This window comes from Blautia sp. SC05B48 (assembly GCF_005848555.1).
GTDB lineage: Bacteria > Bacillota > Clostridia > Lachnospirales > Lachnospiraceae > Blautia_A.
The window spans coordinates 31,682-55,170 of record NZ_CP040518.1; the positions used below are offsets into that span (position 1 = coordinate 31,682).

At 43.9% G+C, this 23,489-nt stretch carries 19 protein-coding genes, 1 pseudogene and 1 riboswitch; of the genes and pseudogenes, 1 reads left to right on the forward strand and 19 read right to left on the reverse strand.

Annotation, left to right across the window (positions count from 1 at the left end; translation table 11 throughout):
- Nucleotides 1-107: 107 nt before the first annotated feature.
- From EYS05_RS00170 to EYS05_RS00230, 13 genes and pseudogenes are all read right to left on the reverse strand, one after another.
- Nucleotides 108-3,050: a response regulator gene (locus EYS05_RS00170; protein WP_138276312.1), complete on the reverse strand. Its 2,943-nt coding sequence runs from the start codon at nt 3,048-3,050 to the stop codon at nt 108-110.
- Nucleotides 3,051-3,055: 5 nt separating this feature from the next.
- Entirely contained in the window at nt 3,056-4,906 is a 1,851-nt protein-coding gene (locus EYS05_RS00175) for an ABC transporter substrate-binding protein (RefSeq protein WP_138276313.1), read from the reverse strand.
- A 34-nt stretch (nt 4,907-4,940) separates the two neighbouring features.
- A complete protein-coding gene (locus tag EYS05_RS00180; RefSeq protein ID WP_118626365.1) occupies nt 4,941-6,440 on the reverse strand; it encodes a response regulator in 1,500 nt (499 codons plus the stop codon).
- A 79-nt stretch (nt 6,441-6,519) separates the two neighbouring features.
- Nucleotides 6,520-6,879, reverse strand: coding sequence for an Hpt domain-containing protein (locus EYS05_RS00185; protein WP_118626363.1), 360 nt, complete (start codon nt 6,877-6,879; stop codon nt 6,520-6,522).
- A gap of 47 nt (nt 6,880-6,926) precedes the next feature.
- A pseudogene (locus EYS05_RS00190) lies at nt 6,927-7,127 on the reverse strand (response regulator); the annotation flags it as partial.
- A 97-nt stretch (nt 7,128-7,224) separates the two neighbouring features.
- Nucleotides 7,225-7,300: riboswitch (cyclic di-GMP riboswitch) on the reverse strand.
- 200 nt (nt 7,301-7,500) lie between these two features.
- Nucleotides 7,501-7,872 (reverse strand): RidA family protein, encoded by a 372-nt coding sequence (locus EYS05_RS00195; protein WP_180214274.1) that lies wholly within the window; start codon nt 7,870-7,872, stop codon nt 7,501-7,503.
- Between the two features lie 94 nt (nt 7,873-7,966).
- Nucleotides 7,967-9,433: a serine hydrolase gene (locus EYS05_RS00200; protein ID WP_243119175.1), complete on the reverse strand. Its 1,467-nt coding sequence runs from the start codon at nt 9,431-9,433 to the stop codon at nt 7,967-7,969.
- Between the two features lie 123 nt (nt 9,434-9,556).
- Nucleotides 9,557-11,923: an ATP-dependent DNA helicase gene (locus tag EYS05_RS00205; RefSeq protein WP_138276314.1), complete on the reverse strand. Its 2,367-nt coding sequence runs from the start codon at nt 11,921-11,923 to the stop codon at nt 9,557-9,559.
- A gap of 178 nt (nt 11,924-12,101) precedes the next feature.
- Nucleotides 12,102-12,323: an HPr family phosphocarrier protein gene (locus EYS05_RS00210; protein WP_118513597.1), complete on the reverse strand. Its 222-nt coding sequence runs from the start codon at nt 12,321-12,323 to the stop codon at nt 12,102-12,104.
- Nucleotides 12,324-12,640: 317 nt separating this feature from the next.
- Nucleotides 12,641-13,960, reverse strand: a complete 1,320-nt coding sequence (locus EYS05_RS00215; RefSeq protein WP_118513599.1) for an aspartate kinase — start codon at nt 13,958-13,960, stop codon at nt 12,641-12,643.
- 182 nt (nt 13,961-14,142) lie between these two features.
- Nucleotides 14,143-14,424 (reverse strand): DUF2325 domain-containing protein, encoded by a 282-nt coding sequence (locus EYS05_RS00220; protein WP_015525835.1) that lies wholly within the window; start codon nt 14,422-14,424, stop codon nt 14,143-14,145.
- Between the two features lie 143 nt (nt 14,425-14,567).
- Complete coding sequence (gene tsaA / locus EYS05_RS00225; protein WP_138276315.1) at nt 14,568-15,257, reverse strand: tRNA (N6-threonylcarbamoyladenosine(37)-N6)-methyltransferase TrmO; 690 nt, start codon at nt 15,255-15,257, stop codon at nt 14,568-14,570.
- Between the two features lie 86 nt (nt 15,258-15,343).
- The gene (locus EYS05_RS00230; protein ID WP_158293288.1) at nt 15,344-16,210 is read right to left on the reverse strand and encodes a GGDEF domain-containing protein; all 867 of its coding nucleotides are present in this window, start codon (nt 16,208-16,210) and stop codon (nt 15,344-15,346) included.
- Nucleotides 16,211-16,498: 288 nt separating this feature from the next.
- Between EYS05_RS00230 and EYS05_RS00235 the strand changes: the two genes are divergently transcribed.
- On the forward strand, nt 16,499-16,753 hold the full coding sequence (locus EYS05_RS00235) for a hypothetical protein (protein ID WP_118513605.1): 255 nt from the start codon (nt 16,499-16,501) through the stop codon (nt 16,751-16,753).
- 75 nt (nt 16,754-16,828) lie between these two features.
- Here the strand turns inward: EYS05_RS00235 and EYS05_RS00240 are convergent, their stop codons facing one another.
- From EYS05_RS00240 to pabB, 6 genes are all read right to left on the reverse strand, one after another.
- Complete coding sequence (locus tag EYS05_RS00240) at nt 16,829-17,572, reverse strand: DeoR/GlpR family DNA-binding transcription regulator (protein ID WP_118513772.1); 744 nt, start codon at nt 17,570-17,572, stop codon at nt 16,829-16,831.
- A 70-nt stretch (nt 17,573-17,642) separates the two neighbouring features.
- Nucleotides 17,643-17,900 carry an HPr family phosphocarrier protein gene (locus tag EYS05_RS00245; RefSeq protein WP_015525831.1) on the reverse strand — a complete coding sequence of 86 codons (258 nt, stop codon included), beginning with the start codon at nt 17,898-17,900 and terminating at the stop codon, nt 17,643-17,645.
- A gap of 41 nt (nt 17,901-17,941) precedes the next feature.
- The gene (locus EYS05_RS00250) at nt 17,942-19,855 is read right to left on the reverse strand and encodes a PTS fructose transporter subunit IIABC (RefSeq protein ID WP_118513607.1); all 1,914 of its coding nucleotides are present in this window, start codon (nt 19,853-19,855) and stop codon (nt 17,942-17,944) included.
- Nucleotides 19,856-19,875: 20 nt separating this feature from the next.
- A complete protein-coding gene (gene pfkB / locus EYS05_RS00255; RefSeq protein WP_118513609.1) occupies nt 19,876-20,787 on the reverse strand; it encodes a 1-phosphofructokinase in 912 nt (303 codons plus the stop codon).
- Nucleotides 20,788-21,155: 368 nt separating this feature from the next.
- Complete coding sequence (locus EYS05_RS00260; protein WP_138276317.1) at nt 21,156-21,950, reverse strand: aminotransferase class IV; 795 nt, start codon at nt 21,948-21,950, stop codon at nt 21,156-21,158.
- Between the two features lie 90 nt (nt 21,951-22,040).
- Nucleotides 22,041-23,462, reverse strand: coding sequence for an aminodeoxychorismate synthase component I (gene pabB / locus EYS05_RS00265; protein ID WP_138276318.1), 1,422 nt, complete (start codon nt 23,460-23,462; stop codon nt 22,041-22,043).
- Nucleotides 23,463-23,489: the final 27 nt, after the last annotated feature.

Below are 23,489 nucleotides of genomic sequence, written 5' to 3' on the forward strand. Positions count from 1 at the left end.
TCCTAAAACCACAAATATACCAGCACATAGTACGATTGATTTTTTTCTACTTTTATCCATATTTTTTATTTCCTTTATTTGTGTGGTTTTTCTGATACTCCGAACACCTAATCCAGGTTCTTCTGCAGGATGCTGATCAATTCCTCTATGACAATTGGTTTGGACAGGAACCCATCCATACCACATTTCAGTGCTTTCTTTCTGTCCTCATCAAAGGCATTGGCAGTCATGGCAAGAATAGTAATTCCTGCCAGCGCCGGATCATCCAGCGCACGGATCTGTTTCGTGGCCTCATATCCGTTCATTACAGGCATCTGCACATCCATCAGCACAAGATCATAATTACCCGGTGTAGAATTTCGGACTTTCTGCACTGCCTCGACACCATTTTCGGCAGTATCAACCAGGAATCCATATTCATTAAGGATTTCCACAGCAATTTCGCTGTTCAGTTCGTTGTCTTCCACAAGCAGTATACATCTGCCCCTGAAATCCGAATCTACTGACGGAAGGATTGTATCCTCTGCCAGCTTCTGGCCGATAGCACTCATCAAGGTATTTCTGATATCTGACATGAACATTGGTTTTGCACAGAAAGCAGTCACTCCGGCCGCCCTGGCTTCCACTTCGATATCTGACCAGTCATATGCAGTCAGGATAATGATTGGCGTATCATCGCCGAGGCTGCGGATCTGGCGGGTAACTTCAATGCCATTCATATCCGGCAGACGCCAGTCGATGATATAAGCATGGAACGCATCTCCCAGTTCCATAGACTGCCGTGCACGTAGAACAGCTTCCTTGCCGGAAAGTGTCCATTCCGAACGCATTCCAACCCTCACAAGCATTTTTGTCACGCTGTCACAGGTATTAAAATCGTCGTCTACAACTAATGCTTTAAGTCCTTCCAGTTCTGCGATCTTCTCTATACGTTGATGCTCAGACTGAATCCGAAATGGCAGACGAACAATAAATTCAGTACCTTTTCCCTGTTCTGTATGAACCTCAATGGTACCGCCCATCATATTCACAATGTTCTTGGTAATGGCCATACCAAGCCCTGTGCCCTGGGTCCTGCTGACAGTGGAAGTCCGCTCTCTCTCAAAGGGAGAAAATATCTTCTTCACAAATTCCTGACTCATGCCAATTCCGTTATCCTTTACCCGGATTTCGTACAGTCCACTGCCTTTCTGTGTCCCAGGACACTGTCTGATCCGGACAGAGACGGTTCCTCCGGCTGGTGTAAACTTGACTGCATTAGACAAAAGATTCAGCAGTATCTGGTTCAGTCGCGTCTTGTCACAATAAACATCCTCATTGGTAACATCCATGGCATCCATATAAAGTTCCAGCTGCTTCGCATGGATCTGCCCACTGATGATCGTCTTCAGGTCATGAAGTACATCTGACAGACTGACCTCTGTTTCTTCCAGATGGATCTTTCCGCTCTCAATCCGGCTCATATCCAGGATATCGTTGATCAGTGAAAGCAAATGGTTACTGGAGGAAAGGATCTTACCCAGATAATCCCTGACTCTTTTCTTATCATCAATATTACTTACAGCCAGTGTCGTAAAGCCGATGATCGCATTCATTGGCGTCCGGATATCGTGAGACATATTGGAAAGGAAATTACTCTTAGCCCTGTTTGCTGTCTCCGCAGCACGTACTGCCTCAGAAAGTGCCTGATTCATATTCCTGTCAGAGGTACGGTCCGACATAACCAGAATATATTTCTTCTTCCGGTTCACCTCACTGCCCATTGCCACAATATGAAACCAACGCCGTTCTCCTGTTTTCTGATGAACATATTCAAAATCCCATTCCTTCTGTTCCGAAGTCTGGATTCCCTCCAGATAATTCTTCTTCGGATTCTTAGAATCCCGTGGATGCAGTTTTCCCAGAACATAAATATCCTTCCGGATCTGCTCTACCGTAAATCCCAACAGTTTTTCCACATTCGGGCTGACATAATCTGCCTCATATGTTTTGGCATCCAGCATCAGGAAAACATCATCCACATTCATTGACAGCTTTTGAAACAGCTCATCCCTGTACAGGATCTCTGTATCTTTTCTCCTGAGACTTGCCCTGCTTTTTTGAATGATAAGGCTGATAAAAAAGGCGGCAATACAGAGCACGATCATGCCAACAAGAAGCATTGTACTACGCTGCAGGCTATTCATACTGGCATTGACAATATCCGCCTGGACAAGTCCCAGAAACATCCAGTCCTGGATATCTGATTTTTCATAGACCAGATAGTAGCTCCTTCCATCCAGATTCACCAGCATCGCATCGGTACGTCCTGCTTTAAACTTTTCCGAAAGCTTATTGATCTCTTTTTCAGACATATCGGAATTCTCTCTCAGAACACCGAAGAAATTATACACATTCCCCCATGACTCAAAAGAATGATCGACCACAACACGGCCATCCGGATGAACAATAAAACTCTGGGCATTTCCATTAAAAGCAGAAATATCCAGTACATCTATGATATCAGAGTTTTCATAAGCAATGGCAATCGCATCATATTCAAATCCCTGATAAATTCCATGAGCCCTGGGTGTAGCAAAAACAAGTAGCTGGGATTTTCCGGGAACTGCTGCATTTGCTATCACATCATTTCCCTGCCGGATCTCCTCTTCAATATTTTCCTGTAATCCAAGATACCCGGTTTCGCCTGTTATCACCTTATAGTTCCCGTCAGCTGACAGAAAATAAAATTCTAAAAATCCTGCATCTTCCTGCGCTTTCTTTATATAATCACGAATTTCTTCTTCACTGGCGGTATTCTGCAGATTCTCACCCCACATATGAAGATAGGTCAGGTTCTTATCTGTCAGTTCTCTCAGCATATTATCAGACTGATGAAAAACCTCCGTCAGATGAGATACACTTTCCTCATAAATAGTTTTCGACACAAATCCAAAATATTGGAAAACCATCAAAGCAATTCCCACCAAAACAGCTATAAAGACAGCTGCCTTTAATTGTTTTCTCCTGACAGGCTTCTTTCTATCTGTATTATGATTCTTAATATCCATTCTTCTCACCTCAGAGTCATATAATCTTCAGGTTCTGCAAGAATGGCATCACGATCTGAAACATATCCTGTCCAGGTATCTTTCACAGTGGTATCTCCTCCATCAAACACAATATTCTCATCTGCCGGATAAGCCTCCATGTATTTTGGTGTCGCAAGACAGGTTACCGTGAAAGTATCCTCATCCTGAATTTGTTTTCCGCCCGTTGTAACTTTGCTCAATGAGTAACCATCTTCTGTTTCCTTGATTTCCACAGAAATACCACTGACCACCGGCAGAGAGCCACGGTTAAACGGATTAAAGCCTCCCTCATAGCCTTCTACAAAGTTTTTAACTATCTCTTTCAGTTCAGCACCGCTCATCTTGCTGCTGTAAGCTGCCAGACCATTTGGCATGATCATATCACCTGCCATTTTTTCTGTATAACCGGCTTTCAGCACATTTCCGGTAAAGCTGTTTCCGGTTGCGATCAGTACATCCGTCCCATAGATGCCGCGCAGGGTGTTAGCCATAACAGAATAGGCTTCATTGCCTCCACCGGTATGGAAGCGATTGGAATAAGTTTTCTTTGAATCCAGCACAATATTCTCAGAAGTGGATTTTTTTTCAAGAAGCTGGGAATTAAATGACTGATAAGCCTGCTCTGCATCATATTCTCCTGAGATCATCTTAGAAACCACATCCTTGGAAACAGAGAAAAAGTCATTTGACGCAATACGGATATACATGTGGTTTTCCTCTATCACAGGTTTCACATCTTTCATATATTCCGTAAGATGGATATCCACATCCTGACTGTAGCTTAACAGATCCTGTCCATCACTAATGATCCGGTTCTGCGCATCCTCCGAAAGCATTGTGTTCAGTACCTTCATTGCTTTCTTTCGACGTGTCTCATCCTGTGTCAGATTGCGGTTTAAAGCCACCTGGAAATATGGTGTAGTCATAATCCACTTTTCACCGTTTTCCTGAAAGAATGGAAGAAACGTTGTGTTAATACCCTGATCCTGAAACATTTTTACACTGGCAGAGCTGCCAAAGTACATGGCAAGTCTGTTACTTTGATACATCTCAACTATATCATCATAAGTCATGTTCAGATCATCCTGGCTAAGCCCTGTATCCTGGATGAACTGTTTCATACGTTCAAAAGCCCCCGGCCAGACGGAACTGTCCAGACCTTCTCTCTCTGTATTATCCGGGCCACTGTAGGTAGTACGCCACTTACGTCCGGCCACAGAAGACAACTCTGATGCAGACAGCCCCTGCAACATCTCCATACAGGTATAATCATAATAATAATCTGCCGTAAACCCGCAAATCCCCACTTTGTCAAATTCCTGGCAGGCAGAGACAAAGCTTTCGTAATCTGTCGGAAGAGGGATATCATATTTTTCAAAAAGGTCTTTGTTCACTACAAAACCATGTGCATCCGCACACACGGGAAGCCAGTTTACGCTTCCATCCTCATTCATAAAATTGCTGAGGTATGTATCATAGACAGCCCCTGCCGCATTTGTTGTGGAAAGATCCATCAAACTGTCTTTCAGAGGATTTGCATCATGCAGTGAAAAACGACAGCAGGTTATAATATCCGGCAATCCATCATTTTCCTTAAGGAACTTGTAGAAATCCAGATCATTATTCCCTACTACAAATTCAACATTGATATCCGGGAGCTGTTCCTGGATGTATGGTGCATATTTTTCATACAGGTTTGTGCTCCACAAATACACCGTGATCGTATCTGCATCTTCTTTTTCCGCGCTCTTCCCGCCACAGCCTGACAAAAGTGATATAACTGCCACCATCACCAGGAACACCGGCAAAACTTTGTTCCATTTTTTCTTTTTCATTGGGATCCTCCTTCTGAGCCTCCTTTGCATTTTTCTATTTTACAATATTAAAATATCCAACGACCCCGATGTATCCATCCTTCTTTAAAGGCGACCACAATGTATGCAACTTCAGTTTATACATTTGGCGGACATTCTCCACCGTTGCTTTTATCTGCACAGAGATTTCTTTATTTTGTACAGATGTCTGATGTAATAAAGCCTGAATATGATGAACATCTTCTTCATTTACTCCGAATTCTTTGAACAGATTGAAATTCGGATTATTTCTCTGACATAATATCTGCTGCTTTCCGTTTAATATAGTCAGCTGACCTGAAATTGTATTGTACTCAATTGAATTCATGCCACTGTTCGATTTGAAGAAATCGAGTTTTTCCTTCATGACCCTGACAACATTCTGTGAATAATTATGATTCGGTAAAGATCTGTCGCTGAGTATCTCATTTGAAAGTCTCTGTACTTCATGGTAATAGCTAGTATCATCCATCTCTTTATCAATCATTTTTGAAAGCTGAAGACTCAGTTCTTTCAGACACATAAGGAGGATGGGGTTAAATTGTCCACATTGCCCATCCAGGATCATTTGAATCGCTGTGTCATGATCAAATGCTTTCTTATAACATCTTTCACTTGTAAGTGCGTCATAAACATCGACAATCGACACCACCTGTGCGGAGATTGGTATTTCTTCTCCTTTCAGGCCATCCGGATAGCCTTTTCCATCCCATCTTTCATGATGCCATCTGCAGATTTCCCATGAAGCACGTACCAATGAATTGTCTTTTGGGAAATGCATATCCCGGATCATATCTGCACCAAGCTCACTATGAGTTTTCATAATCTTGAATTCTTCATCGGTAAGTCTGCCGGGTTTGTTCAGAATTTCTTCCGAAATACGGATCTTACCAATATCATGAAGAGAAGATGCTGTTGTGATCAAAGAAATATCTGCCTCTGTCATAGGATAAGCATCTGTTATTTTTACCAGTTGTCTCAGCATCATTTCCGTTGCTGTTTTAATATGCAGGATGTGTTCTCTGCTCTCACTGTTACGTGATCCCAATACATTACTCAGAATCCGGATCATAATATTATTATTTTCTTCTTTTTCGTAAACCTGATCATAAACCACATTGATCAGATGCTTTTGCTTCATATAGAGTCCAAGGGTATTCTGAACTCTTTTCTTTACAATCACAGAATCAAACGGTCGTGTGATATAATCCGTGATTCCCAGCTCATATGCCTTACGCATCGTATCAACAGCATCTTCAGAAGATATCATGATTACCGGAGTTTCATCTATACACCGACTTTGGTTCATCCATTTCAGAACTTCAAAACCATTCATCTGTGGCATATTGATATCTAAAAGCATCAGATCGATTCCCGGATTTTCTCCCATAATCTGAATTGCCTGATTTCCATTTTCAGCTTCCAGGTAATTATAAGTTTCTCTGAGAATCTCCTTCAACATATCCCTGTTAAATTCTGAATCGTCTACGATCAGGATCTTTTGTCTTTTATCCATATTTTTTATTTCCTTTATCCATGTGGGTTTTATGATATTCCGGACACCCGGTCATAAACAGAAAGTCGTGTCGCATCACTTAATTCGACAGTCCCTTCTTTATTTCTTCAATCATCATTTCATATACTTCTGTTACTTTTTCCATTGCCTCCGATATCCCCGGCTGCGCTCCGGTTCTATCTCTCAAAAGTTCTGTTAACTCATTACTAACCTCATACAGACGGTCAAAAGAAAGATTCTGACAAACCCCTTTCAATGTGTGTGCACTGCGGAAAGCATCTTCATAATTTCTATTCTTCAATGCCAGTTTTAACTGCGGGTAACTCTGATCCTCAAGGAACTTTAATGTAAATTTCCGAATCAGTGCTTCGCTTCGAAGGCGTCCTAAAACATCTTCATAATTTCCTCCGATAGCTTCATAGCATTCCTGTATTGTCATAATTTTGTCCTCCTATTATGTTTCACTGCTTATTTATCATTGCTACATCAATTACATTCCACCAATTTATGAATTACTTTTATCAGTAATCCCAGATCAACAGGCTTAACAATATGTTCATCCATCCCTGCTTTTTTTGCTCTTATTCTGTCCTCCGTGAATGCATTTGCTGTCATTGCAATGATCGGTATTGTCTTTGCAACTTCATAACCATTCATTACCGGCATCATAATGTCCATAAGAATGACTTTCGATCACAGCGGATATTCGCAATCCGCTTCGCTGCTTGTTCATAACCGAATAACACCATAAAAAAGCACCGTCTCACAGACAGTGCACGTCATTTCATGCAACTGGCTGCCATTTTACAGGCCCTGTAGCTTTGCGTCCCAGATTTTCATCTGGTTTGCCGATCATCCTTATTATAGCTTTTACACGTATACCAAAAAACTGGTCTTATTATACTATAGCGCTCTACTGTACACAAGAAAAATATTACCGTTTCAACACCTGAAAACAAAAAAGGAGTGCACTCCAGAACAGAGAAAAATACTTTATCCCCACGAAAAAAATCCCCGCTGTCTGACTGAAATCAGACAACAGGGATTTTTTATCAAATCATCAGATTGCTGCGATCACTTCTACCTCGCAGAGAACGTTCTTTGGCAGTGTCTTGACTGCAACACAGGAACGTGCAGGTTTATTTACGAAATATTTGGCATATACTTCATTAAATGCCGCAAAATCGTTCATATCTGCAAGGAAGCATACTGTCTTGACTGCATTCTCATAGCTGGAACCGGCAGCTTCCAGAACTGCTCCGAGATTCTTCATAACACGGTCAGCCTGCTCCTCGATGGTTGTTCCAACTACCTCTCCGGTTGCCGGATCCACCGGGATCTGACCGGATGTGTAAAGCGTATCTCCATGGATAATAGCCTGGGAGTATGGTCCGATTGCTGCAGGTGCTTTGTCTGTATGTACTGTCTTCATAATAGAATTCTCCTTTCACGAACATTTCGGATACTTCTCTGTCGGAAATATCCATCAGGATCTTGCTCAGCTGTTTTTTATTCTAACTCACAGATCACCCCTGGTCAAGGTCCATATTCAGATAATTATAAACAATACCGGAAATATCCCGGATATGCGAAACTGCGTCCCCAGGTTTACAGTCTTCTGACATCACACAGAGGATATATGTAGTCTTTTTTCCATATACAATGGCGATATCATGCTGGTCCGTATCCGTTTCTCCAGTCTTATTTGCAATTTCCACGGACGCAGATATCCCGCTGGGGATCTTAGTAGTAACCTGCTGGTTCAGAAGCAGATTACGCATAGCCTCCGAAGCTTCTTTCGATACACATTCTCCTTTATAGATCCGGAAAAGAAGCTCTGCGCAGTCTTTTACGGAAGTGGTGTTCCTGCCGCCGAGGCCGACGTCCTTTGACGAGGACGGGCTTAAGATGTGCTGAACGGAAGTATCTGCAAATTTCTGTTCCGCAAGAAATCCATTTACAGCCTGCGCTCCGTCCTTAAAAACACCCGATGCTGTCTGCAGACGTACCAGCTCATTAAAGGATTCATTGTCACTGACTGTGATCATATTCCAGAGAAGATCATTGACCTTTGTGGATACGGACGGATCTGTAACATCTTTTTTCATTTTTGCCGCTTCGCTCTGAAGGACTGTATCCATGTTGGCATAGGTCTGGGCCATGACAAACACTTTGATCAGACTGGCTGAGTACAGCGACTGGCTGTTCTGTTCAAACTCCTGACCACTGGTCAGATCCTTTACATAAACGCTCCATGTACCCTCATAGGTTCCAAGAAGATCCGCAAGCCGTTTCTCAAGGCCATCCATTCCCAGATCTTTAGTCTCGACTTTTCCGGATGCATCAACGGAAAATCCCTCCGGAGTCTCTCCCTCTTCCTGGAGCAGAACGCCGTTTTCTCCGCCAAAATAATAATATCCGTCAAACATCTGTCCTGCAGCATTCATTTCCAGATAATGGATACCCGGATCCGTAACCATTTTTCCATATTCATCAAAATAATACAGCCCGTTGTACGTTGTTTTGTCCACCACCAGATTATCCATATAACGTACCTGTGGAGAGGCGCTGAGCTTTCCCAGATTGTTTACCATATAACAGCCGTCAAAAGAAACTTCCGCACCGCTGCCGTCTTTTGCCGGCGCCTTCAGATCGGTGATCTGGACCATATGCGAGTTTCCCGCTGTAAACTTACCGCTTTCGTCGTGATAATAATATCCATCAAAAACCGTTCCGTCGATCTCAAAATGATCAAAATAATACACTGCCGGAGTATTTTCTTTGGTTCCATCTTCATTCAGGCAGTAAAAGCCATTGCTTTTCAGAATATATTTCCCGCTTTCACCGGGAATTGGAAGTATCTGGGACTCCTCCGTAACAGAACCAAGGCTTCCCTGTGCCGTCTGCTGCACTGTTGTCGCAAAAACCGGCTGTGCGAGCATCACTGTGCTCAGACAAAATGCCAATACTTTATATATTTTTTTTCGTCTCATATACTTCTTTCACTTTTCTTATGATCCTGTTTTACAGTTTCCTGTCCTGATCCGGCATCCACGCATTCCTCCAGCGATTTTCCAGATAAAGACTCTATCAGTATATCGGATTTCTCAGTTCTGTCAAGTAAACCTCTTCCAGAATGTCTCCACTGCGCCTTCTACCGTATCCAGCCTGCAGCCTGTACGGTCCTGCCATTCCCGGGGAAAGATTTCCTGGTAATCTCGGTCCCAGAAGCGGTCATCCAGAAGCAATATCACGCCTTTATCCTCTTTTGTGCGGATCACGCGCCCGGCGGCCTGAAGCACCTTGTTCATACCCGGATAGCGATATGCATAATCAAAACCACAGTGATTCTTTTTATCGTAATACTCTTTCAGGATCTCACGCTGACTGCCGATCTGGGGAAGTCCGGTTCCTACGATCACTGCCCCGATCAGACTTTCCCCTGTCAGATCAACACCCTCGGAAAAAATCCCTCCAAGGACACAGAACCCTACCAGGGTACCTTCCCGTTCCTGAAATTCCTCCAAAAATCCTTCCCGTTCCTTTTCTGTCATATCCGGTGTCTGACACACGCAGCGCACCCAGTCTACGGAAAATTCTTCCTCATAAACCTGCAGTACGTCTTCCATAAGACGATACGACGGAAAAAACACCATATAATTTCCCGGCCTCTGCCAGACACACCTGGCAATATATCCGGCGATCTTCCGGTATTCTGCACGATTTCTCCGGGTATACCGGCTGCTTACATCGCTGCCGATAAGAATCCTGCGGTTTTCTTTTGGGAAAGGAGACTGCACATAAATCCCATAGGCATCACGGTCTGTTGTCAAAAGCTCCCGGTAATAGAGCATTGGAAACATTGTAGCTGAAAAGAAAATAGCACTTCTCCCTTTTTTCAGGTATTCTCCCAGATTTTCTGCCGGGTTCACACAGAACAATCTCAGGCGAAATCCTTCTTCCACGTGGTTTTCGGTATACACCACATAATTTTCATCTACCAGTTCTGAAACATTTAAAAAATCACGCACTATAAAATAAAATTCCAGGATTTCCCTGCGCAGTTCTTCTTCCAGCTCTTTTTCCTCCAGGATTTCTTCCAGTTCACCTGATATTGTAAGAAATGTGATCGGCAGTACTCCGGGATTGGGCAGCACCTGATACCCTTTTCCCGTTTCCGCAAGGTTCTCTTCCAGTTCCATCATCTGGCGATTTGCTTTGTCCAGCGTTCTGGCCAGTTTTGAAAAACGCTTTTTTATCTTCTTTCGAAGGGCGACCAGACTCCGACGGGAAATACCGGCACTGTACATCTCTCTGCCACGTTCTACCAGATTATGGGCCTCATCGATCAGAAAAATATGATCCCCGGAAATATTTTCCCCGAAAAAACGTTTCAGATGAACATTGGGATCAAACACGTAATTATAATCACAGATGATCCCGTCTACCCAGATTGAGAGATCCAGACACATTTCAAAAGGGCATACATGCCATTTTTCTGCATGAGCACGGATCACTTCTCTGGAATATACCTCTTCTGTGGTCCAGAGCTCATAAACCGCATCATTTACCCGGTCAAAATGTCCCTTTGCATAAGGACATTTCTCCGGTGTACATTCCGGAGTATCCTGAAAACACAGTTTTTCCTTTGCCGTGATCGCCGTCACCTTGAATTTCAGACCTTTTTCCCGCAGGATATGGAATGCCTCCTGCGCCACAGTTCCTGTGATGGTTTTTGCGGTAAGATAAAAAAGTGTTTCCCCTTTTCCCTCACCGATAGCGCGCACCGAAGGAAAAATGGCAGACATGGTTTTTCCCACGCCGGTAGGTGCCTGGACAAATAAGGTCTTCCCGCTGGAAACCGTATGGTACACACCACTAACGATATCCCGCTGTCCCTCTCTATATGGAAACGGAAACTGCAGATCCTTCATGGATGCATTCCTCTCTTTTTTCCAGTTAAGGGAATATGCGATCCATTTGTGATAGGCATCCAGAAGCTTCTGATACCAGCCTTTAAGCTCCTCTATGGAAAAATCCTCACGAAATCTCCTGGTTTCTTCCGTCTCAAGATGAGCGTAGGTCATCTGAATGTGGATTTCTGAAATCCCCTCTTTTTCTCCCCAGATCAGTCCGTAACACATAGCCTGGGCACGGTGAACCGCTACTGGTATGTCCATTGCCTGGACATTTCCGTAAGTTCCCTTGATCTCGTCAATATAAACGGCTCCGTCCTCTGTAAAGATCCCGTCTGCACGGCCCTCAACCTGAATGACCACATCGTCGTATTCACTTTCTTTTTTCAGAGAAACCTCTGCCTGATAATCGCCCTTCATACTCCGCTGTATCTTGCGGTGAAGCCTTCCGCCTTTTAACATGGCTTCCTTATCTCCGGATGTCCCACTGCTGTTATCCAGATCTCCGCTCCTCAGTATAAATTCCACAAGATTTCTGACAGAAATCCGTACTCTTGGTTTTTCCATATTTTCACTCCCGGCAGCTGCCGGAATTCCAGCCCGGCAACTATTCTTTTTCCATGCTATACCAGAATTATACCATAAAATATGATCCGAAAGCTCCCCATAATAAAAAGGACGCATGTTCTGCTTTTCTTCTCATGAACTGCGCCCTTTTATCACCGTTTTTCCTTATTCATATTTCTCAACCTACTGCATACTTGGAAAGAACACGGTTAAAATCCTCATCTTCTCCGTAACACTTTACTGTCAGAGTCTTTGTCAGATCCAGACTCAAAAGTCCGAGGATCGACTTTGCGTCAATGATAATACGGTTATAAAATACATCAATATCAAATTTACATTTGCTGGCTGCACTGACAAACTCCTGTGCACTTTTTTCATCCAGTTTGATCTGTTTCTCCATGGCTGACTGCCTGCCTTTCTGATTTTTTTATATGTCAGTTTTACACAAAAGTTAAGTTTTTGTCAATACTGTTTATTTCATATCAAGCATTTTTCGACACAATGTACAATATCTTTGTCTTTCCTTTGGAAATCCTGTTGAATTTGATTGTATTATTTTTAGTCCAAAAAAATCCGCCGCCGGACGTGTAATATACTGTCCTGCGACGGATTTAATCAATCGGATATAAACAAAATCCGTTTCCGGATTTAATCGATCGGATATTCGGAATCCGCTTCGCTACTTCCTCATAAACAAAATCCGTTTCCGGATTTTGTTTATATTCGTGTCAGAACAAAAATATCGTAGATTGCTCTGACTGCTTTTTCGAAATCACGGTTCTCTACACCGATGATGATATTCAGCTCACTGGAACCCTGGTCGATCATTTTTACATTTACATTTGCATGGGCAAGAGCAGAGAAGATCCTTCCTGCAGTGCCTCTCTGGGATTTCATTCCACGACCAACAACTGCGATCAGTGCAAGGTCAGATTCCATCTCCACAAAATCAGGCTGTACCAGACGGTGGATACCTGCGATAACCTGCTGCTCTTTCTCCTCAAATTCGTCCTGATGAACATATACAGTCATGGTATCGATTCCGGATGGTACATGCTCAAAGCTGATCCCCTGATCTTCAAATACCTGAAGTACCTTGCGTCCGAACCCAATCTCACTGTTCATCATGGATTTCTCGATATTAATAGAGCAGAAGCCTTTCTTTCCGGCGATACCGGTAATAGTAAATTTCGGCTTCTTACAGGTGCTCTCTACGATCAGAGTACCTTTATCCTCCGGGCTGTTTGTGTTACGGATATTGATCGGAATTCCCTCTTTACGAACCGGGAAAATGGCATCCTCATGAAGAACAGTAGCTCCCATGTAGGAAAGCTCACGAAGTTCTCTGTATGTGATTGCCTCGATAGGCTCCGGATTGTGAACGATGCGTGGATCTGTTACAAGAAAACCGGAAACGTCCGTCCAGTTCTCATAAATATCTGCATGAATAGCTTTTGCAACCAGAGATCCGGTCACATCAGAACCACCTCTGGAAAATGTCTTTACCGTGCCATCTGCACATGCGCCGTAAAATCCCGGAATAACCGCATGCTGGGATTTGCTGAGTTTTTTGGAAAGGAGTTTATTGGTCTCCTCCGCTTCCAGATTACCAGCTTTATCAAAACGGATCACAGAAGCTGCATCCACAAAATCATATCCAAGGTATGCAGCCATGATCTTACCATTGAGGAACTCTCCTCTGGATGCCGCATACTGGATTCCTGCCTGTGCACGGAAATCTTCATCGATTTTCTTGAACTCCTCCTCAAGAGAAAGGCTCAGTCCGAGACCCTTGATGATCTCATAATATCGCGCCTTGATCGCATTAATCTTCTCAGTGATATCCTCCCCTTTAGATGCTGCGTCATAACATCCATAAAGCATATCAGTCACTTTGATATCATCGTCAAATCTCTTTCCCGGAGCTGACGGAACTACATAACGGCGGCTCTCATCACTACGGATAATATCGCCCACTTTCTGGAACTGCTCCGCATTTGCAAGAGAACTTCCACCGAATTTTACAACTTTTTTCATGATAACACCTCTCACCTGTAATTTCGACTTCCAGCGCTGCATTTTCACCATTCACTGCAACGCTTTACCACAGAAACCTACGGCTATTTTATTGAATAATTTGTAGTTTTGCAAGCCTTTCTGTAACATTTCTGCAAAAAAAGTCAAATTATACAAGAGAAAAGTATCTCCTGACCGGTTTCTTATGCACAGTACTGCTTCAGAATGTTCTCAAGAGCTGCAGCGCTGCTTGTATGACAGCGGCATACCGGAATGGATTTTTTCTTTGCTTCTTCAACTGCGCAGTTTACCATTTTGTGGGAAACAGTACTTGTGAACAGGATCATCAGATCCGGCACCCCGATCTTTTTCTTCATGGCTCCTTTTTCCTTGGCAAAGACTTTCGCCTTGCATCCGAAGCCTTTACAGATATCCTCATACTGACATACCATTCTTTCATTACCGCCTACAATTACAACGCTCATAATTCACTCTCCTTTGATCTCTGAACTTTTATATGACTGTTTCAATGTTATTTTAAACTAACTTCATTTTCAAAATAATGAGTTAGTGTTTGCTAACTCATTTATTATAATATCATCACTTAAAAAGTTTGTCAAAGGTATTTTTAAATTTTGTCTGATTTTTTATATTCTGTGATCTCACATACTGTAAGTATGCCGTTTTTTACCTGAAAACGAACATCCATCCCTGCAAAAGGCATTCCGTATATCCTCTCCGGATCTTTCTGGTAGGCAGGCCTCGGATCTTCTCTGAGCACACCTTCCAATGCAGAAAGCTTGTCCTCCGGGATCCTTGCCTTCCATTCTTCCGGGATTTCCACCTGTAGAAACTGCTGCTCCACCTTCGTCGCAAAGCCGCCCAGTGCTTCCGGATGACAGTCTGCCACAGGCAGATATGGCTTGATATCATAGATGGGGGTTCCGTCCATCAGGTCCGCACCGGATACGATCAGTACAGGAGCTTCTTTACTTTCCATGTCGATCTTTTCAAGCTTCACACAGGATAAGCCTACAGGATTAGGGCGGAAGGGCGATCTGGTGGCAAATACACCCATCCTTTCATTTCCGCCCAGACGTGGCGGACGTACCGTAGGGGACCAGTTCTCACGGATTGACTGTGAAAACTCCCACAGCAGCCAGATATGCGAAAAATCTTCCAGTCCCTTTACCGCTTCACGCACCCGGTATTCCGGTTCAAAAACAATACAGGCTGCCAGTTCTTCCACTCGGCCGCTCTGACGTGGGATTCCGAATTTTGTCGGAAAATCACTTCTGATCCTTGCGATTATCTTCATATCGCCCTTCTCCTTTTACCTGCCAAAGAAATATCTCTTGCGTCTGTTACATAATTCTGCCTCCAATGGCTGTTCTGCCATTCCCGTCAGATCCGCTTGTAAGCAACACAGTTTTTTTGCCGCTTGGCCTGATAGAGAAGCTTGTCCGCTTCTACCACTCCATCTCTGACCTTACAGTTTCCATATACACCTCCCACGCTCGTGGAAAGCCGGATTTCTTTGTATTCCGGCACATCTGCCATTGCGATCTCTTTCCGGATATCTTCCAGCTTCTGCTGAAATACCTTTTCCGGAATTTCTTCAAACATCAGAAGAAATTCGTCTCCTCCATAACGCAGTACCACGTCATTTGCCCGCACATGATCAAAAATCGTTCTGACAATGGTGCACAACGCCTCATCTCCGGCTACATGGCCATAGCTGTCATTGATCTGTTTAAAATTATCCACGTCGATCATAGCTATAGCCACCATCTTATCCAGGGGTTTCAGCTGTTCCTCAAAATACCTCCGGTTTCTGGCACCAGTCAGCGGATCTTCATATAATTCCCGGTTGAATTTGCTGATCTTATCGATCAGAGGCCCGCTTCCGTAAGCTCCCAGAAAAATCTTATCCGTCATTTTAAAGACCATTTCCATAACAAGAGGTGTCCCGTCTATAACCACATATTTGGCGATCACCTGATAAATGTCATCATTGACGAACTCAAATTTCGTCATTCTGTTTTTGCGGGCAAAAACTTTGGCAGAAATACAGTTCTCACATCTTCTGTTTTTATTCCACACTGCAAAGCATTTATGTTCTGCTTCATAAGAGCAATCATCTGAGCCAATATTTACCGGAGCTGTACGGCTGACATCCACCAGTCTTACAATGTCAAAAACCGTCTTTAGAATTTCTATTTCTTTATTTACTTCCTGGGCAGTCATAAATACGCCCTTATCTTTATTCATAGTATTTTCCTGCGTTTCTGAAATATTATATACATCCATGATAACATTACTGTTCACCCCGTTCTCAGTAACACGCTTCGCGATGCACAGAATTTATGCTGATCGCATAAATTCGCGCAGTATGTCTCGGGTTTTCTGTGACCTTCGCTCACAAAAAACACATCGCGGAATATTACCAGTGAACAGTAATATGATAACACATCGTACATTAATTCACAATTGTATTTCATCGTCGTTTGTGCTATTGTATAGTATATAAGAAGTAATATTTTTATCAGGAGGTTTCATATGGCACAGAGACGTACAAAGATAGAAGTACTCAATGAGAAAATTTCCAAAGTAGATTCCAAGATTGCTGCCTACACCGAAAAGATAGCAGCGCTGGAGGATGAAAAAACTGCACTGGCAGCTCAGCTGGATGAGATCCGCAAAGCTGAGCAAAAAGCAAAGGAAGCTACCGAACTGAAACGTCTGCTCAAGCTGATGCACAAAAAAGATATTTCCGTGGAAGATCTGGAATCCATGATCTCCAAGGAAGATTGAGACAGATCCTTAACGAATAAAAAACCGGTTTACGAAGAATTTTTCTTCCAAACCGGTTTTTTATTTGTGATCTTTCTATGATACGATCTGTATATTTCTGCAATCTTTATATTCTTTGGAACAGCTTTCCGTCAGAATTACCGCTCCGTCAAATGAAAAGAATGTCACCGCACTGATCTGTCCGAATTTGGAGCTGTCAGACACCACGTACTTTTCCAGACACTGCTCCATGGCTGTTCGCTTTACCAGTGCCTCATTGGATTCCGGCGTGGTAAAACCTTCTCTCTGAGTCATCCCATTGGTCCCGAAAAAGCCCTTGGTAAAATGATAATTCTTCAGCATCTGCATGGCCTGACTTCCGATCACAGCTTCCGTAGATCCCTTCAGCTCTCCGCCGATCAGCAATACACGAACTCCCATCTGAGCCAGAGCCCTGGCATGGGAAACACCATTGGTGACAAAAGTCGCCCCGGAGCCTTCCAGATGTTCCAACATATATCCGGTAGTCGTTCCCGCGTCCAGATACACAAAATCTTCCGGACGGATCAGAGCTGCCGCATAGGCTGCGATCTTCTTTTTTTCTTCAATATTCAGCTCAACTTTCTGGGCTACGGTAGGCTCATAGGCATTGACAGTATGTTCCAGCGCTACCGCACCGCCAAAAACCCTGGTCAGCCTCCCCGCCTTGTAAAGCGCCGTGATGTCTCTGCGGACCGTAGATTCCGATGCATCCAGGATATCTTTCAGCTCTGTTACCGTAACACTGTTTTTTTCTCTGAGAAGGCCGAGTATGATCTCGTATCTCTGCTCCGTCAGCATTCCTTTTCCTCCTTCAAAAAAAACATCCCGATCACCGGACCGGGATGCCTTCTGTTCACTCATTCTGAGATTACAGGTTCTCCTGCATGAATTTGCTTACTGCCTCGTATGCTGCATCCTCGTCTGCACCATCGAATGTAAAGGTAACCTCATGGCCCTTCTTTACGCCAAGTCCCATAAGTGCAAGAAGCTTTCTGCACTCTACAGTCTTGCCATCCTTCTCGATAGTGATCTTGGACTCGAAACCTTTTACAAGCTTCACAAGCTCTCCGGCCGGACGTGCATGGATTCCTTCGTTATCTGTCACTACATACTTGAATTCTTTCATTTCTTTATCCTCCAGGTTTTTTATTTTTAATTTTAAAAAATTTAAGCAACCTTTTTCTTCAGTACACCGAGAAGCATAGCTGAGATCAGAGTTCCCACAACCAATGCGACCAGATACATCAGTGCATTACCTACAACCGGGAATACGAAGATTCCACCGTGTGGTGCCATCAATGTACAGTTGAAGAACATGGAGATCGCTCCGGCTACTGCGGAACCAACGATACAGGACGGAAGTACATGGATCGGGTCAGATGCCGCAAAAGGAATCGCACCTTCTGTGATAAATGCAAGTCCCATAATAAAGTTGGTCGGTCCTGCCTCACGCTCTTCTTTTGTAAATTTGTCTTTAAACAGCAGAGATGCAAGTGCGATGGCACACGGAGGAGTCATACCTCCTACCATAACTGCTGCCATAATGTCATAGTTTCCTGCCGCAATAGCTGCTGTACCAAATACATATGCTGCCTTGTTGAACGGACCACCCATATCAATGGCCATCATACCACCGAGAATCAGCCCTAAAATTACTTTACTTGAATTTCCCATACCTGTCAAGGCATTATTTAATCCTGTATTGATACCACCCATGATCGGCTCTACAATAAAGGTCATACAAAGTCCCATAAGGAGGACACCAACGACCGGATAGATCAGTACAGGCGCTATTTTTTCCAGTGCTTCCGGAAGCTTATCACAAACCTTACGAAGTCCGAGGATCAGATATCCTGCAAGGAAGCCTGCAAGAAGAGCTCCAAGGAAACCGGATTTTCCGTTTGCCGCGATCATACCGCCCACAAGTCCAACTGCAAGTGCCGGTCTGTCACCGATGGCCATTGCGATAAATCCTGCCAGGATCGGAAGCATAAAACCAAACGCAGTGCCACCAATACTTTTCAGAACAGCCGCTGCCGGTGTGATTGTACCAAAGTTTGCTCTCTGGTCTGCAGGAAGGGAATTTAAATCTATACTTAAACCATCAATCAGGAACGCAAGAGCGATCAGGATACCACCGCCTACAACCAACGGAAGCATGTGAGATACACCGTTCATCAGCTGCATATAGATCTTGTGGCCTGCTCCGCCGCCTGCTTTTGTATTTGAGGAAGAGCTCTGACTGCCTGCTGCCGCATGATATACCGGAACATCTCCGGAAATCGCACGTTCAACAAGCTGGTCCGCTTTGCTGATTCCATCAGAAACCTGACATTCGATGACTTTCTTTCCATCGAAACGATCCATAGGAACCTTGGCATCTGCTGCTACGATGATGCAGTCTGCCTCCCGGATCTCCTGATCCGTAAGTACATTTTTTGCTCCGCCGGAGCCTCGTGTCTCTATTTTAATGAAACAGTCTTTCGCCTTCGCTGCTTTTTCCAGTCCCTCTGCTGCCATGTAGGTGTGGGCAATACCTGTGGGGCAGGAGGTAACTGCCAGCAGTTTAGCTCGGGCTCCTTCGGAACTTCCTGTATCTGCCAGTCTTTCATCAATATCTTTTTTCTCATCATCTGCCTTGTCGATGATCTCCATAAATTCATCTACAGAATCTGCGTTGCGTAAGGACTCTGTAAAATTATCATCCATCAGCATTACGGAAAGCTTGCTGAGTACATCCAGATGAATGTTATCTTCTGTATTCGGTGCTGCGATCAGGAAAAGAAGGGTAACCGGCTCATCATCCAGTGCCTCAAATTCCACACCGTTTTTTACTACCATGGCAGCAAGTCCCGGTTTCTTTACCGCATCACATTTTCCATGAGGAATGGCGATTCCCTCACCGATTCCTGTCGTACTTTCTTCCTCTCTTAAATACACCTGTTTCCGATAAGCTTCCCTGTCGCTGATCTTTTCGCTTTTTACCATAAGATCTACGGCCATGTCCAGCGCTTCGGATTTCGTCTTCGGTGCCGCATCCAGTGATATGCTTCTTTTGTCAAGCAAATCTGTGATTCTCATCTTCCCTTCCCCTTTCTTATTTACTCCTCTGTCACCTGTTCATATACAGCCTGAATCTCTTCCCTTGTGGCAAGATTTTCAGAAAATGCACTTGCGCTTCCTGCGGAAATTCCCATGTGAAATGCATATTCGTGATCCTGTTTTTCCATCCAGCCTGCCATAAAGCCTGCTACCATGGAATCTCCGGCTCCTACGCCGTTTACCAGTGTTCCTTTCGGTGCCGGTTTCTCAAATACCTGACCATCTTCCGCTACCAGGACAGCTCCCTCTCCGGCCATTGAGATCAGCACATTTCTGGCTCCTTTTTCCTGGAGCTTCTTTCCGTAAGGAATCACATCCTGACGGGTCTTAAGCTCTACGCCAAAGATTTCTCCAAGCTCATGGTTATTGGGCTTCACCAGGAACGGATGATACTTCAGTACATTCACAAGAAGATCTCTCGTTGCATCCACAACGATCATCACACCTTTCCCGTCCAGTCTCGCCATGATCTTCTCATACATGTCATCCGGCATGGATGATGGAATGCTTCCTGCCAGGAAAAGCACATCTCCTTCTTTCAGTGTGTCAAGCTTTTCCATCAGCTCCTGAACTTTTTCTGCGCTGATCTCCGGTCCCATTCCGTTGATCTCGGTTCCGTCAATGGATTTCAGTTTCAGATTAATCCTGGAAACACCTTCCGGGATCCTGATAAAATCGGATTTTACTCCCATTTCCTCAAGTTTTCTTACGATTTCATCTCCAACGAATCCTGCCATAAAACCAAGTGCGGTATTCTCAATCCCGAGGTTCATCAGCACTGTGGAAACATTGATTCCTTTTCCGCCCGGAAGCATCAGCTCGGAACTGGTCCGGTTGGTAAGCCCCAGTTTGAAGTTTTCTACGGAAACGATATAGTCCAGAGATGGATTAAAAGTAACGGTACAGATCATTTCTTTCTCCTCCCTATTTGTTAAGCGGGTATTCGCATTTCTGCGGGTCTCTGACCGCTTTTTGTTGTTCCTTATTTGTTGAACTTAGTATACTTCCAAATTCGTTCAAAGTCAACCAAACTACTTCACAAAATTTATGACCGATTTTGGTTGAGTCTGCACAAAAAAAGTGCATCATCCCTAGTATTTCCAGGTTGATGCACCTTTATCCCTGATTGTCTTGGTCATATTCTGTCAAATTCCGTTATCATTCTATGTATCATTTCGAATTCCTGATTATACTTCCGCCATCTTCAAGTACATTTCTCAGAAATCAGCTATCCACATTTTATTTCTCATTCCGGAATGTGATGGTTTCGCAATAACCTTTATCCGACTTGTTTCTTATTCACAGTATCTCTGACCATCTTCTGATATTTTCCCATCAGCTCCTTCGTCACTTTGTCTTCCTCGAACCGGATTCCCTCAATCTGGCGCACCGGCATGATCCCCATCAGGGAATTGGTGACAAAGCATTCCTGATACCATTTAAGATCCTGAACATAGATATAGGTTTCTTCCACCTCTTCCGTGTCACAAAGGTATTCACGGAGGATTCCCGGGAGAAGTCCGCAGCTAACTTTTGGTGTATAGATCACGCCTTTTCGCACAAAGAATACATTGCTTACTGTCCCTTCAGATATCTGTTTCTTTGTATTCAGAAACAACCGTTCATCCATTCCTGCAACTGCTGCATTTCGTTTTTCCAGGATACAGTCCCCGTAATTCATGGTTTTATGATATACAAGAGGCGATGTTTCATTCCGTTTCACCTTGCTGACATCCATGGTAAAGCCTTTTTCATAATTCTCCGGCGTATAATGATTGGCACGAAGAGAATACACTGCATTTTCCTTTGTGAGCATGAGCTTCAGCGCACAGTGTTCCAGTCCGTCAAATTCTTTTTGCACCTCCGGACGTTTTTTTTGTTCTTTCAGATACTCTTCAATCTTCCCGGCTGTGATCCCCCGTACTGTCGGATCACCCAGCTTCAGGAAATCTGCCGCCCGTTCCAGTCTTTTCAGATGCTTTTCAAGAAGTATGGGGGTTCCCTGCTCTATTCCTATGGTCTCAAATGCTCCCAGACCAAACTGAAAACATTCGTCTAAGGTTATGTTGTTCATCTCCTCTGACCTCCCTCCTTATGAAGTATCCTTGTCAGATTCTCTGATCTTTCTACAGAGCCTTTTACTTTTACCGTTCTGTATGTTTCTCTACTGTAGCGCATCCAGGATCGCTTTCGCCTTCTGCAGTGTTTCCTCGTACTCAAATTCCAGATCTGACTCTGCTGTGATCCCGCCGCCGACGCCAAGGTGATATTTTCCGTTTTTATGAAGAGCTGTACGAATCACGATGTTGAAATCGCAGCTTCCATCCAGGGTCAGATAGCCGATAGAGCCTGTATAAAGATTTCGCTTGCCGTGTTCCAGCTCGTCAATGATCTCCATGGCACGATATTTCGGCGCACCGGTAATAGAACCGCCGGGGAATGCAGCCTCCAGAAGATCCATAACATTTTTTCCGTCTTCCAGTTTTCCTTCAATATCCGATACCAGATGAAAAACCGTAGCGTATGCTTCCACTGTAAAAAGCTCGGTTACCTTCACGCTTCCCGGTGTACACACCCGGTTCAGATCATTTCGCTCCAGATCTACGATCATAAGAAGTTCACTCTTATCTTTTCCTGAATCCTGAAGCTCCCGACGGAGCATTTCATCTTCCTCAGATGTTACGCCACGTTTTCTTGTTCCCTTTATAGGACGAGTATTTACATGACGGTCTTTCATCTTCAGAAAACGTTCCGGAGAGGCACAGACGATCTGATAGTCTCCGAAATCCAGATATCCGCCGAAAGGAGACGGATTATTTTTTCGAAGATCATAAAAAACATCCAGAGGCGGTTTTTCGCTTTCAATAGTCAGCTGCTGCGTCATGTTGGCAATATAGATATCACCCTCTATAATATACCGGATCATCCGGTTTACTGCCTGTTTGTATTCTTCTTTTTCAAAATTGGGATGAACCTGGATCCTGAATTTCTCACGGTGAGAATTTTCCGTGACCATACTGTTTCCGGATTCCTTTTTTTCTCCTGTTTCCGATCCTTCCTTTTTCCCCGCCTCTGTAAATTCCCGGATTGCTTTTTCCATCGCTCCGATTTCTGCTGCAGCGTCTTCACTGATTCCATTTGACACAAGATAAGTTCTTTTTTCCTGACAGTCTTCTACAATAAAACAGTCATAAAACGTCAGAACTGCCTCCGGAACGGTCACAAGCTCCTTTTCTCCGGATGGTACTCCCATCTGTTTTCTTCCGTAATCATAGGAAAAATACCCTACTGCTCCGGATACGATGGGAAGTCCGCTGTTATTTTTGTCCTCATGGGTATTCAAATATTCCCGCATATAGTCTTCAAAGGTTGTCTCTGTTTCCGGTCTTCCATTGATAGTAAAGGTCTCTCCGTCCTTTACCAGCTTCAGATACGGACATCTTCCGATCACGGAATACCGTCCCAGATCGTTAACAAGGGAAGAATCCAGAAAAGCGGCTCCCAGTTCCTTTTCGTAGATCCGGAAGATCTCTGCTGCCGGAATATATGTGTCCAGTTTCTTTATGATACGATGATCTCTGTACATGTTCAAGCTCCTATTTATTTCCCGTAT